Source organism: Burkholderia sp. Bp8963, from assembly GCF_003854275.1.
In the GTDB taxonomy this organism is placed as follows: Bacteria; Pseudomonadota; Gammaproteobacteria; order Burkholderiales; family Burkholderiaceae; genus Burkholderia.
In genome coordinates this window covers 1-13,797 of the sequence record NZ_QTQP01000039.1, presented here as the reverse complement: position 1 = coordinate 13,797, position 13,797 = coordinate 1, and the positions used below count along the sequence as shown (strand labels likewise).

The 13,797-nt window shown below is 68.2% G+C and carries 13 protein-coding genes; 7 read left to right on the top strand and 6 right to left on the bottom strand.

Translation table 11 applies throughout. From position 1 onward, the window contains the following. Genes DID96_RS27025 through wrbA form a run of 3 tightly spaced genes read right to left on the bottom strand, consistent with a single transcriptional unit; the run spans position 1 to position 2,498 of the window. Positions 1-1,422, bottom strand: coding sequence for an FAD-binding oxidoreductase (locus tag DID96_RS27025; protein WP_124602307.1), 1,422 nt, complete (start codon positions 1,420-1,422; stop codon positions 1-3). Positions 1,423-1,452: 30 nt separating this feature from the next. Beyond that, the gene (locus DID96_RS27020; protein ID WP_124602306.1) at positions 1,453-1,887 is read right to left on the bottom strand and encodes a DUF2069 domain-containing protein; all 435 of its coding nucleotides are present in this window, start codon (positions 1,885-1,887) and stop codon (positions 1,453-1,455) included. Then, on the bottom strand, positions 1,884-2,498 hold the full coding sequence (gene wrbA / locus DID96_RS27015) for an NAD(P)H:quinone oxidoreductase (protein WP_124602305.1): 615 nt from the start codon (positions 2,496-2,498) through the stop codon (positions 1,884-1,886). Before wrbA ends, DID96_RS27020 begins: the two co-directional genes overlap by 4 nt. Positions 2,499-2,647: 149 nt before the next feature. Here wrbA and DID96_RS27010 point away from each other — a divergent pair, with 149 nt between their 5' ends. Further along, positions 2,648-3,982, top strand: a complete 1,335-nt coding sequence (locus tag DID96_RS27010) for a YihY family inner membrane protein (protein WP_124602304.1) — start codon at positions 2,648-2,650, stop codon at positions 3,980-3,982. A 61-nt stretch (positions 3,983-4,043) separates the two neighbouring features. On the opposite strand, the gene DID96_RS27005 is transcribed toward DID96_RS27010, so the two are convergent. After that, positions 4,044-4,361 carry an Mpo1-like protein gene (locus DID96_RS27005; protein WP_124602303.1) on the bottom strand — a complete coding sequence of 106 codons (318 nt, stop codon included), beginning with the start codon at positions 4,359-4,361 and terminating at the stop codon, positions 4,044-4,046. A gap of 194 nt (positions 4,362-4,555) precedes the next feature. Here DID96_RS27005 and DID96_RS27000 point away from each other — a divergent pair, with 194 nt between their 5' ends. The 3 genes from DID96_RS27000 (at position 4,556) to aroC (ending at position 8,364) form a co-directional block, all read left to right on the top strand. Continuing rightward, on the top strand, positions 4,556-5,020 hold the full coding sequence (locus tag DID96_RS27000) for a CBS domain-containing protein (protein ID WP_124602302.1): 465 nt from the start codon (positions 4,556-4,558) through the stop codon (positions 5,018-5,020). Between the two features lie 154 nt (positions 5,021-5,174). Continuing rightward, entirely contained in the window at positions 5,175-7,109 is a 1,935-nt protein-coding gene (locus tag DID96_RS26995) for an MFS transporter (protein ID WP_124602301.1), read from the top strand. Positions 7,110-7,263: 154 nt separating this feature from the next. Continuing rightward, complete coding sequence (aroC, locus tag DID96_RS26990; protein ID WP_124602300.1) at positions 7,264-8,364, top strand: chorismate synthase; 1,101 nt, start codon at positions 7,264-7,266, stop codon at positions 8,362-8,364. A 175-nt stretch (positions 8,365-8,539) separates the two neighbouring features. On the opposite strand, the gene DID96_RS26985 is transcribed toward aroC, so the two are convergent. Beyond that, positions 8,540-9,619: a LacI family DNA-binding transcriptional regulator gene (locus DID96_RS26985; protein WP_124602299.1), complete on the bottom strand. Its 1,080-nt coding sequence runs from the start codon at positions 9,617-9,619 to the stop codon at positions 8,540-8,542. A 242-nt stretch (positions 9,620-9,861) separates the two neighbouring features. On the opposite strand from DID96_RS26985, the gene rbsK reads away from it, so the two are divergent. The 3 genes from rbsK to DID96_RS26970 are packed head-to-tail and all read left to right on the top strand — an operon-like array spanning position 9,862 to position 13,167. Further along, the gene (gene rbsK, locus DID96_RS26980) at positions 9,862-10,794 is read left to right on the top strand and encodes a ribokinase (RefSeq protein ID WP_124602298.1); all 933 of its coding nucleotides are present in this window, start codon (positions 9,862-9,864) and stop codon (positions 10,792-10,794) included. 46 nt (positions 10,795-10,840) lie between these two features. After that, positions 10,841-12,175 carry an MFS transporter gene (locus tag DID96_RS26975; RefSeq protein ID WP_409333818.1) on the top strand — a complete coding sequence of 445 codons (1,335 nt, stop codon included), beginning with the start codon at positions 10,841-10,843 and terminating at the stop codon, positions 12,173-12,175. A 44-nt stretch (positions 12,176-12,219) separates the two neighbouring features. Then, positions 12,220-13,167: a dihydrodipicolinate synthase family protein gene (locus DID96_RS26970; protein WP_124602296.1), complete on the top strand. Its 948-nt coding sequence runs from the start codon at positions 12,220-12,222 to the stop codon at positions 13,165-13,167. 154 nt (positions 13,168-13,321) lie between these two features. Here the strand turns inward: DID96_RS26970 and DID96_RS26965 are convergent. Beyond that, a partial coding sequence (locus DID96_RS26965) for a 4Fe-4S dicluster domain-containing protein (RefSeq protein WP_185732367.1) occupies positions 13,322-13,797 on the bottom strand: 476 nt, incomplete at its 5' end.

The window sequence follows — 13,797 nt, the reverse complement described above, 5'->3', positions numbered from 1 at the left end:
TCAGCGTAGCACTTTGCCGGGGTTCATCAGGCCGCGCGGATCGAGCGCGGCCTTCAGCGCGCGCATCAGCCCGATCTCGACCGGCGACTTGTAGCGCTGCGCGTCGTCGATCTTCAGCTGGCCGATCCCGTGTTCCGCGCTGATCGTGCCGCGGTGGCGGTGCACGTTGTCGTAGACGATCCGGTTGACCGGCGCCTGGTATTCGGCGAGGAACGCCTTCGCGTCGCCGCCTTCAGGCGTCTGCACGTTGTAGTGGAGGTTGCCGTCGCCGAGGTGGCCGAACGTCACCATCCGCGCGCCCGGCGCCGCCTGCTGGATCGCCGCGTCGGTTTCGTCGATGAAGCGCGCGATCGACGAGATCGGCACCGCGATGTCGTGCTTGATGTTGAGCCCTTCGTCGGCCTGCGCGAGCGGGATGTGTTCGCGCAGGTCCCAGAACGCGCGCGATTGCGCGAGATTCTCCGCGACCACCGCATCGACGACGATACCGGCTTCGAACGCCTCTTCCATCAGCTTCTCGAACAGCGCGCGCGCATGCGCTTCGCCTTCGTTGTCCGACAGTTCGAGCAGCACCGTCTGCGGGTGGGTCCGGTCGAACGGATAGCGCAGCTGCGGATAGTGCTTGCCGACGAGCTGCATGCAGAAATCCGACATCAGCTCGAAGCCGGTCAGCAGCGGCCCGGCCGCGCGCTGCGCGAGCGCGAGGAAGTCGAGCGCCGCATGCGGCGAGTCGAGCGCGGCGAGTGCGGTGACCTGCGCGGCCGGCAGCGGATGCAGCTTCATCACGGCCGCGGTGATGATGCCGAGCGTGCCTTCGGCGCCGATGAACAGGTCGCGCAGGTCGTAGCCGGTGTTGTCCTTGCGCAGTCCGCGCAGGCCGTCCCAGATCTCGCCCTGCGGCGTCACGACCTCGAGCCCGAGGCACAGCTCGCGCGCATTGCCGTAGCGCAGCACCGCGGTGCCGCCCGCATTGGTCGCGAGGTTGCCGCCGATCGTGCAGCTGCCCTCGGCCGCGAGGCTCAGCGCGAACAGCCGCCCGGCGTCGCGCGCGCGCGCCTGCACGTCGGCGAGGATCACGCCGGCTTCGACGGTGATCGTGCTGTTGTGCGGATCGAGCGCACGCACGCGATTGAGGCGCGCGAGGCTCAGCACGGCCTGGCTGCCGCTCGCGTCGGGCGTCGCACCGCCGGCGAGGCCCGTATTGCCGCCTTGCGGCACGAGCGCGACGCCGTACGTGTTCGCGAGCTTCACGAGCGCCGCGACTTCATCGGTGTTCGCGGGCTTCAGCACCGCGCACGCGGCGCCCTGGTAGCGGCGGCGCCAGTCGGTGAGAAACGGTTCGGTATCGTGCGGATCGGTCAGCACGTGGTCGGCGCCGATCGCCTGCCGGCAGGCGGAGACAAAAGCTTCGGAAGAATTCATGACGTTCGGTCGCGTAGGGTCGCGTAAGGGTCAGGGCGTGGCGCGTTGCTGTTTCTGCTGCTTTTGCTGCTTTGCCGCGCGTTTGAACGGTGCGACGTACGCAAGCGCCGCCGCGAAGAAGCCGACGGCGAGCGCGGTCTCGCACCAGCCGAGCGTCGCGGACAGCCCGCGATCGGACATGCCGCGCACGACGCCTTCGGCGAAGTAGGCGAGGATCAGCATGCTCGCCCATTGCATCGTGTAGATGTTACGCCGCCAGACGCCGGGCAGCGCGAGCGCGAGCGGTACCGCCTTCAGCATCAGCGCCGAGCCGCCGGGACGCAGCGGCGCGAGCCACAGCTCCCACGCGAGCGACAGCGCGATCAGCGCGACGACGCACGCGGCTGCGGCCTGCGCGTAGCGCGGCCGGGCGGCCGGAGGGGCCGTAGTGGCCGGAGTAGGGACGGCGGGCCCGGGCGGATTCATGCGGCGGCCTGCGCGTCGGCAAGGGCGGCGGCCGTGCGGGCGAGCCGCACGCCGAGTGCGGCCGCGAGCGCCTTTTCGTCGGCGGACAGCCCGCCGGGCGCGGCGCGCTCGTGCCGCGACACATGCGACGCGCCGTACGGCGTGCCGCCCGTCTGCGTCGTGCTGAGCGCGGATTCGGTGTACGGGATGCCGACGATCATCATCCCGTGATGGAGCAGCGGCAGCATCATCGACAGCAGCGTCGATTCCTGGCCGCCATGCAGGCTGCCGGTCGACGTGAACACGCACGCGGGCTTGCCGGTCAGCGCGCCGGCCAGCCATTGCGGCGTCGTGCCGTCGAGGAAATACTTGAGCGATGCGGCCATGTTGCCGAAGCGGGTCGGCGAGCCGAGCGCGAGGCCCGCGCATTCTTCGAGATCGCGCAACTCCGCGTACGGCGGGCCGTCTTCGGGGATGTCGGGCGCGCTCGCCTCGCAGACGGTGGAGACGGGCGGCACGGTGCGGATGCGCGCCTGCATGCCCGGCACGCTGTCGATGCCGTTCGCGATCGCGAGCGCGAGGTCGCGCGTCGCGCCATGACGGCTGTAATAAAGGACGAGAATGTCTTTCATGGGCAAAGGGGCGTTTTCGCGGCAGCGCCTGCACGCGCGTTGCGCGACCCGCCCCTGCCGGATTGAGCGGCTATTATAGGGGCTGAAGCCGTCGTGCGAAGCGACGGTGCGCGCCGTGTGGCGCAGCGTACGTCGAAGGAGGAAGCCGTTTGCCGAAGTTGAGCGTCGATCTCGACACCCTCAAGCGCCTCGCGCGCTTTGCCGCGAAACGCAGCGCCGAGGACCGCATCCCGCAAGTGGCGGGCAGCCTCACGTTCACGACGATGCTGGCGCTCGTGCCGCTCGTGACGGTCGCGTTCGCGCTGTTCACCGCGTTCCCGATGTTCGCGTCGTTCCAGATCTCGCTGCAGGGGTTTCTCGCCGATCACCTGATGCCCGCGCAGTTCAACACCCAGATCTTCAAGTACCTGAACCAGTTCGCGTCGAAGGCGAAAGGGCTGACGACGGCCGGCCTGATCGTGCTCGTCGTCACGTCCGTGATGACGATGATGACGATCGAATCCGCGTTCAACCTGATCTGGCGCGTGCGCAAGCCGCGGCCGTTCGCGCAGCGCGTGCTCGCGTACTGGGCGCTGATCACGCTCGGTCCGCTGCTGTTCGGCGTGAGCCTGTCGATTTCGTCGTACCTGTTCACGCAGTCGCTCGCGTTCACGGGCGCACAGTCGACGCCGCCCGTCGTCGAATGGATGCTCACGTTCCTGTCGCTGCCGCTGACGGTGCTCGCATTCACGCTCCTTTACGTATATCTCCCCAACTGCACGGTCGCGTGGCGCGACGCGGTGATCGGCGGGCTGTTCGCGGCGATTGCGTTCGAGTTCGCGAAGCGCGGCTTCGGCTACTACGTGCGCCGGATTCCGACCTACACGGCCGTATACGGCGCGTTCGCCGCGTTGCCGGTGTTCCTGTTGTGGATGTATCTGAGCTGGTTCATCGCGCTGCTGGGCGCGATGGTGACGTCGGCACTGCCGGCGATTCGCGTCGGCCAGTTCCACCGCGTCCATTACCCGGGCAGCGACCTGCTCGACGCACTGGAGCTGCTCGCACGGCTCGCCGAGGCGCGCGCGGCCGGCAAGCCGGGCTATTCGGCGGTGATGCTCGCGGCGATGCTGCGCTGCGACATGGAAACCGCGCAACGCCTGCTGGCGTTGCTGGAGGAGAAGGAGTGGATCGCGCGGCTGGAGGGCGGCAACGGCGGGTCGCGCTACGTGCTGCTCGCGAATCCCGACCAGCTGACGCTCGCGCAGCTGTTCGACGTGCTGGTGATCGACCGCACCGAGCTGACCTACCAGCTGCAGCGGCGCCGCACCCACGTCGACGGCGCGGCGCTGCTCGCCGTGCTGTCGAGCGACCGCCTCGACGTGTCGCTCGCGTCGCTGATCGCCGCGCACCGGCTCGCGGGCGCGCATCCGGTCGCGGACGCGGCCGCCCGCGCGCACGCGCCGGACGTGGCGGACGCGCACGCACGGCCGCACCGCACCGCGTAAGCGCGGGCCGTGCGCGGATCGCGCGCGGCGCCGGCGCGGTCAGGGCGGGATCGACGCTGGATCAAAGCGGGATCTTGCCCGTGCAGATGTCCCTGAACATCACCCAGTCGCCCATCAGGCTGTAGATCGGGTGGCGGAAGGTGGCCGGGCGGTTCTTCTCGAAGAAGAAGTGTCCGACCCACGCGAACGCATAGCCGCAGACGACAGCGGCCGGCAGCCACAGCCAGCCGCCGGTCGCGATCGCCATTGCGACGCAGCCGATCACGCCGAGCGAGCCGATGAAGTGCAGCCGCCGCGACGTCAGGTTCTGGTGTTCGTTCAGGTAGTACGGGTAGAAATCAGCGAAGCTGGCGAAATGCTCCGTATGCGTATGCGCCATGGCCGTCTCCTCGGGCCGCTGTCCATGGGGTCATTGTGCGGCGAGCGCCGGGTGTCCGCAAGCGGGCCGGCTGGCGCCGGGGCGCGACGCCCGCCGCGCGCGGACGGGCGTTGGCGGCCGCCGCCGCTTTCTTTTTGACATGCTTTCCGATAGGATCGAAAGCCGGTTTTGCATATATGCATGAGGGGACTACGATGCGCGTCAGCGACATTCTGAAAGTGAAGGGCAACACGCTGTTTACGGTGACGCCCGATAAGCCGCTGCGCGAAGCGGTCGATACGATGGCCGAACACGATATCGGTTCGCTCGTCGTGATGGAGTACGGCGATCTCGTCGGGATGCTGACGTTCCGCGAGATCATCATCCGCCTGCGCGAGAACGGCGGCGCGATCGGCGACGTGCAGGTGCGCAAGGTGATGGACGAGCCGCTCACGTGCACGCCGGAAACGGACGTCAACGAAGTGCGCCGCATGATGCTCGAGCGCCATGCGCGCTACATGCCGGTGCTCGACCAGAAGGTGCTGATGGGCGTCATTTCGTTCTACGACGTCGCGAAGACGGTCGTCGAGGCGCAGAGCTTCGAGAACCGGATGCTGAAGGCGTATATCCGCGACTGGCCGGAGCCGGAAACCGAAGCCCACAAGCCGGTCGCCGGCTGAACGTTGCGCCCGGGCCGCTCGCACGGGCGCGACTTTCCGGCATGCGGTGGCGCGGGCCGCGCATGAGCCTTTCTTCCGGGGCTGACTTCTCGATGACAACACCAACAACACAGGGCCCGCGCAGCTTCGCCGCAACGAAGCGCGCGCATTCCGCATGAGCGATCACACGACAGCCTCGTCCGAGCGCCGCAGCGAACGGCGCGCGCACGCGTCCCAGTTCGACCTGCTGCGCGAGCGCCGTTTCGCGCCGTTCTTCACGACCCAGTTCCTGGGTGCATTGAACGACAACGTCTTCAAGATCGGCTTCACGTCGCTCGTTACCTACCAAACCGCGCGGTTTTCCGGCGTCGACGCGAAGACCGCCGCGTTCCTGATCTCCGCGATCTTCATTCTGCCGTTCGTGCTGTTCTCCGCGACGTCCGGCCAGATCGCCGACAAGTACGACAAGGCGCGCCTCACGCGCTTCGTGAAGACCTTCGAGATCGTGCTGATGCTCGTCGGGGCCGCGGGCTTCGTCACGCACAGCGCGGCGCTGCTGTATCTGTGCACGTTCATGATGGGGATGCACTCGACGCTGTTCGGGCCCGTCAAGTATTCGTACCTGCCGCAGCACCTGAACGATCACGAACTGGTCGGCGGCAACGGTCTCGTCGAGATGGGCACGTTCATCGCGATCCTGATCGGCACGATCATCGGCGGCGCCGCCGCGGGGCTCGCCGGCAGCGGCGAGCTCGTGCTGGCCGTCAGCGTCGTCGTGATCGCACTCGCGGGGCGACTCGTCGCGCAGCGCGTGCCGCCGACGCCCGCGCCGCAGCCCGATCTCGTGATCAACTGGAATCCGTTCACCGAAACGTGGCGCAATCTCGCGCTCGCGGGGCAGAACCGCACGGTGTTCCTGAGCCTGCTCGGCATCTCGTGGCTGTGGTTCGTCGGCGCGACGTTCCTCACGTCGTTCTTCAACTTCGCGAAGGACGTGCTGTCCGCGAGCCCCGACGTCGTCACGATCCTGCTCGCGACGTTCTCGGTCGGCATCGGCCTCGGTTCGCTGCTGTGCGAGCGGCTGTCGCAACGCCGCGTCGAGATCGGCCTCGTGCCGCTCGGCTCGATCGGCATCAGCTTCTTCGCGATCGAACTGTATTTCGCGAGCCATGCGCTGCCGGTGCCTGGCCACCTGCTGTCGGTCGGCGAATTCCTCGCCGGCGCGCGCCACTGGCGCATCCTCGCCGACCTGTTCCTGCTCGCGATGTTCGGCGGCTTCTACAGCGTGCCGCTCTATGCGCTGATCCAGAGCCGCAGCGCGCCGACGCACCGCGCGCGGATCATCGCCGCGAACAACATCCTGAACGCACTGTTCATGATCGTGTCGGCGGTGATGGCGATGGGCCTCACCAAGGCCGGCGTCGACATTCCCGGCATCTTCCTCGTGACCGCGCTGCTCAACGTCGTGGTCGCCGCGTACATCTACCTGCTCGTGCCCGAATTCCTGCTGCGCTTCGTCGCGTGGGTGCTCGTGCATACGTTCTACCGGATCCGGCTCGTGCATGCGGAGCGGATTCCGGAAGAGGGGGCGGCCGTGCTCGTGTGCAATCACGTCAGCTATGTCGACGCGCTGGTGCTCGCGGCCGCGAGCCCGCGGCCGATCCGCTTCGTGATGGATCACCGGATCTTCAAGACGCGCTTCGCAGGCTGGGTGTTCCGGCACGCGAAGGCCATTCCGATCGCGCCGCGCCACGAGGATCCCGAGCTGCTCGCGCGCGCATACGATGCGTGCGAGGCGGCGCTCAACGACGGGGAGCTCGTGTGCATCTTCCCGGAAGGCAAGCTGACGAAAACGGGCGACATCAACACGTTCCATCACGGCATCACCGAGATCCTGCGCCGCACGCAGGCGCCCGTGATCCCGATGGCGCTGCGCGGGCTGTGGGGCAGCGTGTTCTCGCGACACGCGGATGCGCGCTGGCCGCGGCCGGCCAAACGGGGCGTGATGAGCCGGTTGACGCTTGCGGTCGGCGAGCCGATGCCAGCGACAGTCGCGACGCCGGAAGCGCTGCAGGCCGCGGTGGCCGAGTTGCGCGGCGCGCGGAAATAGCGGCGGGAATAGCGGCCGCATCGCGCGGCCCGCGCCGCCGGGACGGCTGGCATAATAGCGGCTCAGCTAATCTTTCGACCGGCGAACGATCGATCTGCACGCGTTTCGGCGGGCGGCGCATCGGTTTGCCTATCTCTCTTTGGGCGGTCCCACCATGTCCGGCAATACCCTCGGCACGCTTTTCACTGTCACGACCTTCGGCGAGTCGCACGGTCCCGCGATCGGCTGCGTGATCGACGGCTGCCCGCCGGGCATGGGGCTGACCGAAGTCGACATCCAGGGCGAGCTCGACCGCCGCAAACCCGGCACGTCGCGGCACGTCACGCAGCGGCAGGAGGCCGACGAGGTCGAGATCCTGTCCGGCGTGTTCGAAGGCACGACGACCGGCGCGCCGATCGCGCTGCTGATCCGCAACACCGACCAGCGCAGCAAGGATTACGGCAACATCGTCGAGACGTTCCGCCCGGGCCACGCCGATTACACCTACTGGCAGAAGTACGGGATCCGCGACTATCGCGGCGGTGGCCGTTCGTCCGCGCGGCTGACCGCGCCGATCGTCGGTGCAGGCGCGGTCGCGAAGAAATGGCTGCGCGAGCGCTTCGGCGTCGAGGTGCGCGGCTACATGAGCGCGCTCGGCGAGATCGACGTGCCGTTCGTCGACTGGTCGCACGTGCACGAGAATCCGTTCTTCGCGCCGAACGCGGACATCGTCCCGCAGCTCGAGGCGTACATGGACGCGCTGCGCAAGGACGGCGACTCGATCGGCGCGCGGATCGACGTCGTCGCGTCGGGCGTGCCGGTCGGCTGGGGCGAGCCGGTGTTCGACCGACTCGACGCGGACATCGCGAAGGCGATGATGAGCATCAACGCGGTGAAGGGCGTCGAGATCGGCGCCGGGTTCGCCAGCGTCGCGCAGCGCGGTTCCGTGCACGGCGACGAGCTGACGCCGGACGGCTTCGTCGGCAATCACGCGGGCGGCGTGCTCGGCGGCATTTCGACCGGGCAGGACATCACCGTATCGATCGCGATCAAGCCGACGTCGAGCATCCGCACGCCGCGCCGGTCGATCACGAAGGCCGGCGAACCGGCGACCGTCGAAACGTTCGGCCGCCACGACCCGTGCGTCGGCATTCGCGCGACGCCGATCGCCGAATCGATGCTCGCGCTCGTGCTGATCGATCACGCGCTGCGCCATCGCGCGCAATGCGGCGACGTCGAAACGCAGACGCCGAAGATCGCCGGCAGCGCGACCTGACGCGGCCGGGGCAGGCGCCTCGGGGCGACGCCAATCTCATCGAATCGAAGCACAACGGGGCGCTGCGGCAGGCAGCGCCCCGTTTGTTTTTGGGGATCGTCGCATTCCGTCACGATCCGTTTGCAGTGCCGGTTCGTCTGGCGGCACGCCAAATCGGCCGGTTCCCTGCAGTCCGTCAATCCGGTGCCGCACCGGCCCGTCCCGGCGGTGCGACCGATTCCCTCGTGCGCAATTCGGGCAACACCGCGCAACCCGGCCCGGGCACGCCGTTTTCGAGCGCGTCGAGCAATGCGTGCGCGGCCTTGCGTCCGATCGCATCGGTATCGACCCACATCGTCGTCAGCGATGGCCGGATCTCGCGGGCGAGCGCGATGTCGTCGAATCCGGTGATCGACAGTTGCGACGGCACGTCGATGCCGAGCGCCTGCGCCTCGAGCAACGCACCGAGCGCCAGCGCGTCATTGCCGCAGATGACCGCGGTGGGCTGCGGTGCCGTGCCGTCGACGATCGCGCGCAGGCTCGCGCGACCGAACGCGATCGACGCAGGCCCTTCGTGCAGATGTGCGGGGCGGACCGCGAGCCCGTGCGCGGCGAGCGTCTCGTGAATGCCGCGCAGGCGCGCCTGCACGCGGTCGTTGTCGGCCGACGGCTGCATGATGATCGCAAAATCGCGATGCCCGAGGCCGAGCAGGTGCCCGGCGAGCCGGGCGAACGCCGCGCGGTTGTCGAATCCGACGCAGCAATGCGGACTGTCGTCGCGATACGCGTAGGTGACGACATACGGCACGCGATGCAGCGCGAGCAGTTCGAACAGTTCCGGCGGATAGGCCTCGCCGACCAGCGACACGGCTTCCACGCCGCGCGCAAGCATCGCACGCACTTGCGCAAGTGCCTGCGCGGGATCGTAGTTCGAGCAGCCCAGGAACAGCGTGATGCCGTGCTCGGCCATCACCGCCTGCATGCCGGCGACCTGCGACGCGAAGACTTGATCGTCGAGCGTCGGAATGATCGCGCCCGTGATGTGCGTGCGGGTCGACGCGAGCGCGCGGCCGGCCGCGTTCGGGATCCAGTTCAGCGCGCGCGCCGCGTCGCGCACGCGCTGCTGCACGTCGGCCGACACCTTGCCGGGATCGTTGTAGACGCGCGAGACGGTCGCGGTCGACACGCCGGCGAGCTTCGCGACGTCGCCGAGCACCGAACGGCCGGTGCCGCGGCGGGCGCGCGACGTGCCGCCGCGGGGCGGGGCGTCGCTCATCGGCTGGCTCCCGGCGGCGACGTCCGGCCGGCGTCGCAAGTTGTCAAAAGCGTCATCGTTTACCCTCGATTTATGGTGGCCGTGCTTGCATCACAGTACACGCCTGTGAGAATGTAAGCGCTATCCACCATGATAACCCGCCCTATGTCGGACGCAAATTCCATCAATACCGCACGGATTTTGTTGGTGCCGGTTTTTTCGGCCGTTTTGTCCGGCGCGAATGTAAGCGATTACATTTGTAGATGAGCACCATGAACCCACCCCTCGTCACCGTCGTCGGCAGCGCGAACATCGACCTCGTGGTGCGCGCGCCGCGCCTGCCGCTACCGGGCGAAACGCTGCTCGGCAGCACATTCCAGACCGTTCACGGCGGGAAGGGGGCAAACCAGGCGGTCGCCGCCGCGCGCCTCGGCGCGTCGGTCGCGATGATCGGCTGCGTCGGCGACGACGCGTTCGGCGCGCGTCTGCACGACGCGCTCGCGGCGGAACGGATCGACGTCACGCACCTGCTTCGTGTTGCCGGCGCGACAACGGGCGTCGCCGCAATCACGGTCGGCGACGGCGGCGCGAACAGCATCGTCGTCGTGCCGGGCGCGAATGCATGCGTCGACGCCGCGCATATCGACGCGGTGCGCGAGACGATCGCGCAGGCCGCGCTGCTGGTGTGCCAGCTCGAAGTGCCGATCGCGACCGTCGCGCACGCGATCGCCTGCGCGGCCGCGTATCGCACGCCCGTGCTGCTCAATCCGGCGCCTGCGCAGCCATTGCCCGATGCATTGCTGGCGCAGGTCGACTACCTCGTCGTCAACGAAAGCGAAGCGGCGTCGCTGACCGGCATCGGCGTCGACGACGATGCGTCCGCGGTGCGCGCAGCCGATGCGCTGCGCGCGAAGGGTGTCGGCAACGTGCTCGTCACGCTCGGCGCACGCGGCGTCTGCTGGCGCGGCGACGCGGGCTGCGGGAGTCGTCGCGCAGAGGCGGTGGTCGCGGTCGACACGACCGCTGCCGGCGACACGTTCGTCGGCGGGTTCGCGGCGGCCCGCGCCAGCGGTGCGTCGATGGACGACGCGATCGACTTCGGCCAGCGCGCGGCCGCGATCAGCGTCACGCGTCACGGCGCGCAGACGTCGATCCCGACGCGCGAAGAGGTTCCCGGCGCGCACGCGGCCACTTAGGCGCCGCCTGCGACCACAACGGCCGTGACTGGCCGATACCTACGACATGGAGACAATCGTCATGAGCGAAGCTCAAACCCTTCCGAGCGCGCCGCCTCGCATCCGGCGCGGCCAGCGCATCGCGCTTGCGCTGCTGATGGTGAGCGGGATCGTCAACTACCTCGATCGCGGCACGCTGGCCGTCGCGAATGCGGCGATCCGCGGCGACCTCGGCCTGTCGCTCGGGCAGATGGGGCTGCTGTTGTCGGCGTTCTCGTGGAGCTATGCGCTGTGCCAGTTGCCGATCGGCGGCCTCGTCGACCGCATCGGGCCGCGCCGGCTGCTCGGCATCGGGCTGATCGTCTGGTCGCTCGCGCAGGCGGCGGGCGGCATCGTGTCGACGTTCGGCTGGTTCATCGTCGCGCGCATCGTGCTCGGCATCGGCGAGGCGCCGCAGTTCCCGTCCGCCGCGCGAGTGGTCAGCAACTGGTTTCCGCTGCGCGCGCGCGGCACGCCGACCGGGATCTTCAACTCGGCGTCGCCGCTCGGCACCGCACTCGCGCCGCTGGTGCTGTCGATCCTCGTCGTGTCGTTCAACTGGCGCTGGGCGTTCATCGCGACCGGCGCGCTCGGCCTCGTCGTCGCCGTCGCGTGGTTCGCGTTGTACCGTGATCCGGCACGCTCGCAACTGACCGCGGCCGAACGCGGCTATCTCGACGCCGGTGCGGACAGCGCGATCGCCACGCCGAAGCTGACCTTCGGCGACTGGCGCAGCCTGTTCTCGCACGGGACGACCTGGGGGATGCTGATCGGCTATTTCGGGTCCGTGTACCTGAACTGGGTCTATCTGACCTGGCTGCCGGGCTACCTGACGATGGAGCGGCACATGAGCCTGATCCGCACCGGCTTTGCCGCGTCGGTGCCGTTCCTGTGCGGGTTCGTCGGCTCGCTCGTTGCCGGCTGGTTCTCGGATCTGGTCACGCGCCACAGTCGCTCGCCAGTGTCGAGCCGGCGCAACGCGGTCGTGGTCGCGATGCTCGGGATGGTCGCGTTCACGATTCCGGCCGCGCTCGTCGAAAGCAACACGGTCGCGCTCGCGTGCATTTCGGTCGTGATCTTTCTCGCGAACGCGGCGTCGGCCTGCTCGTGGGCACTCGCGACGGCGGCTGCGCCGCCGAGCCGGGTCGCATCGCTCGGCGCGATCCAGAACTTCGGCGGCTTCATCGGCGGTGCGCTGGCGCCGATCCTGACCGGCCTCATCGCGCAGAAATGGTCGTTCGTGCCGGCGCTGCTGACCGCGGCGGCGATCGCGTTCGCGGGCGCGATCGCGTATCTGCTGCTGGTGCGCAAGCCGATACCCGAACAGTCCGCGAGCGCCGAGCACGGGCCGCTGCCCGCGTGAGCGCGGCATTCGCAACACGCATTCACTGAAGGAAGGAGAAACAGATGCAAGCACAGCGGCAATCGGCCGTCACGATCGAGGGAATCGTGCCGGTGATGCTGACGCCGTTCGACGACGCCGGCGCGATCGACTATGCAGGACTCGAGCGGCTCATCGAATGGTATCTGGCGCACGGCGCGGATGCGCTGTTCGCGGTCGCGCAGTCGAGCGAGATGCAGTTCCTGAGCCTCGCCGAACGCGCGGAGCTCGCACGCTTCGTGGTCGACCGGGTCGCCGGGCGCGTGCCCGTCGTCGCGTCGGGACATGTCAGCGACAGCCTCGACGCGCAGGTCGAAGAACTGCGCGCGGCAGCCGAATCGGGCGCGCAAGGCGTCGTGCTCGTCACCAACCGGCTCGATCCGGAACGCAAGGGCAGCGCGGCGTTTCTCGACCATCTGCACAAGCTGCTCGCGCAGCTGCCGTCGGATCTGCCGCTCGGCCTGTACGAGTGTCCGGCGCCTTACCGGCGGCTGCTGTCCGACGACGAGCTGCGCGCCTGCATCGACACCGGCCGCTTCGTGATGCTCAAGGACGTGAGCTGCGATCTGGAAACCGTGAAGCGGCGCGTTGCCATTGCGGCCGGGTCGCCGCTGAAGATCCTGAACGCGAACGCCGCGATTGCATGGGACGCGATGAAAGCGGGCTCCGCCGGTTTCAACGGCGTGTTCACCAATTTCCACCCGGATCTCTATCGGTGGCTGCGCGTGCACGGCGAGTCGGATCCGGCGCTGGCCGACGAACTCTCGACGTTCCTCGTCGTTGCGGCCGTGTCGGAGGCGCTCGGCTACCCGGCGCTCGCGAAGCTCTACCATCAGCGAATCGGCACGTTCGAGTCGATCCGTTGCCGCGCGATCGACTACGACATCCGCGAGCGGTTCTGGGCCCTGGACGCCGTGCTCGACAAGATCGTGGACGGTACCGAACACTTCCGCCGGCGGATCGCGGCGCGATAGCGCACGCGGTATCGCGTGTTGCGTCTGCACGCGACTGGTGCCAGCGAGATGCGCGAGTCGCGCGCGCGAAAGGGAGCGGGGCGCTGCATCGAACGGCGCCCCGCTTCGATTGAGTGACAAAAAAAAGCGCCGCTCGTGGCGGCGCTTGGCTGCGTTACATGTTCGGGTAATTCGGCCCGCCGCCACCTTCCGGCGTGACCCACACGATGTTCTGCGTCGGGTCCTTGATGTCGCAGGTCTTGCAGTGCACGCAGTTCTGCGCGTTGATCACCAGGCGATCGCTGCCGTCGTCGTTCTTCACGAATTCATACACCGCCGCCGGGCAGAACCGGCCTTCCGGCCCCGCGTACGTGCGCAGGTTCACGTTCACCGGCACGTTCGCATCCTTCAGTGTCAGGTGCGCTGGCTGGTTCTCCTCGTGGTTCGTGTTCGAGATGAACACCGACGACAGCCGGTCGAACGTCAGCTTGCCGTCCGGCTTCGGATACTCGATCGGCTGGCATTGCGACGCCGGCTTCAGCATCTCGTGGTCCGCGTGCTTGTGGTGCAGCGTCCACGGCACGTTGCCGCCCATCACCTTCTGCTCGAGCCCGACCATCAGCGTGCCGAGATACAGCCCCTTGGCCATCC

What these genes read in the sequence shown, in the direction of transcription:
- DID96_RS27000 (WP_124602302.1), top strand. Translation starts at nt 4,556, where the DNA reads ATGCGCGTCAGCGACATTCTGAAAGTGAAGGGCAACACGCTGTTTACG.
- wrbA (WP_124602305.1), bottom strand. Translation starts at nt 2,498, where the DNA reads ATGAAAGACATTCTCGTCCTTTATTACAGCCGTCATGGCGCGACGCGC.
- DID96_RS27005 (WP_124602303.1), bottom strand. Translation starts at nt 4,361, where the DNA reads ATGGCGCATACGCATACGGAGCATTTCGCCAGCTTCGCTGATTTCTAC.
- DID96_RS27020 (WP_124602306.1), bottom strand. Translation starts at nt 1,887, where the DNA reads ATGAATCCGCCCGGGCCCGCCGTCCCTACTCCGGCCACTACGGCCCCT.
- DID96_RS26970 (WP_124602296.1), top strand. Translation starts at nt 12,220, where the DNA reads ATGCAAGCACAGCGGCAATCGGCCGTCACGATCGAGGGAATCGTGCCG.
- aroC (WP_124602300.1), top strand. Translation starts at nt 7,264, where the DNA reads ATGTCCGGCAATACCCTCGGCACGCTTTTCACTGTCACGACCTTCGGC.
- DID96_RS26975 (WP_409333818.1), top strand. Translation starts at nt 10,841, where the DNA reads ATGGAGACAATCGTCATGAGCGAAGCTCAAACCCTTCCGAGCGCGCCG.
- rbsK (WP_124602298.1), top strand. Translation starts at nt 9,862, where the DNA reads ATGAGCACCATGAACCCACCCCTCGTCACCGTCGTCGGCAGCGCGAAC.
- DID96_RS26995 (WP_124602301.1), top strand. Translation starts at nt 5,175, where the DNA reads ATGAGCGATCACACGACAGCCTCGTCCGAGCGCCGCAGCGAACGGCGC.
- DID96_RS26985 (WP_124602299.1), bottom strand. Translation starts at nt 9,619, where the DNA reads ATGAGCGACGCCCCGCCCCGCGGCGGCACGTCGCGCGCCCGCCGCGGC.
- DID96_RS27025 (WP_124602307.1), bottom strand. Translation starts at nt 1,422, where the DNA reads ATGAATTCTTCCGAAGCTTTTGTCTCCGCCTGCCGGCAGGCGATCGGC.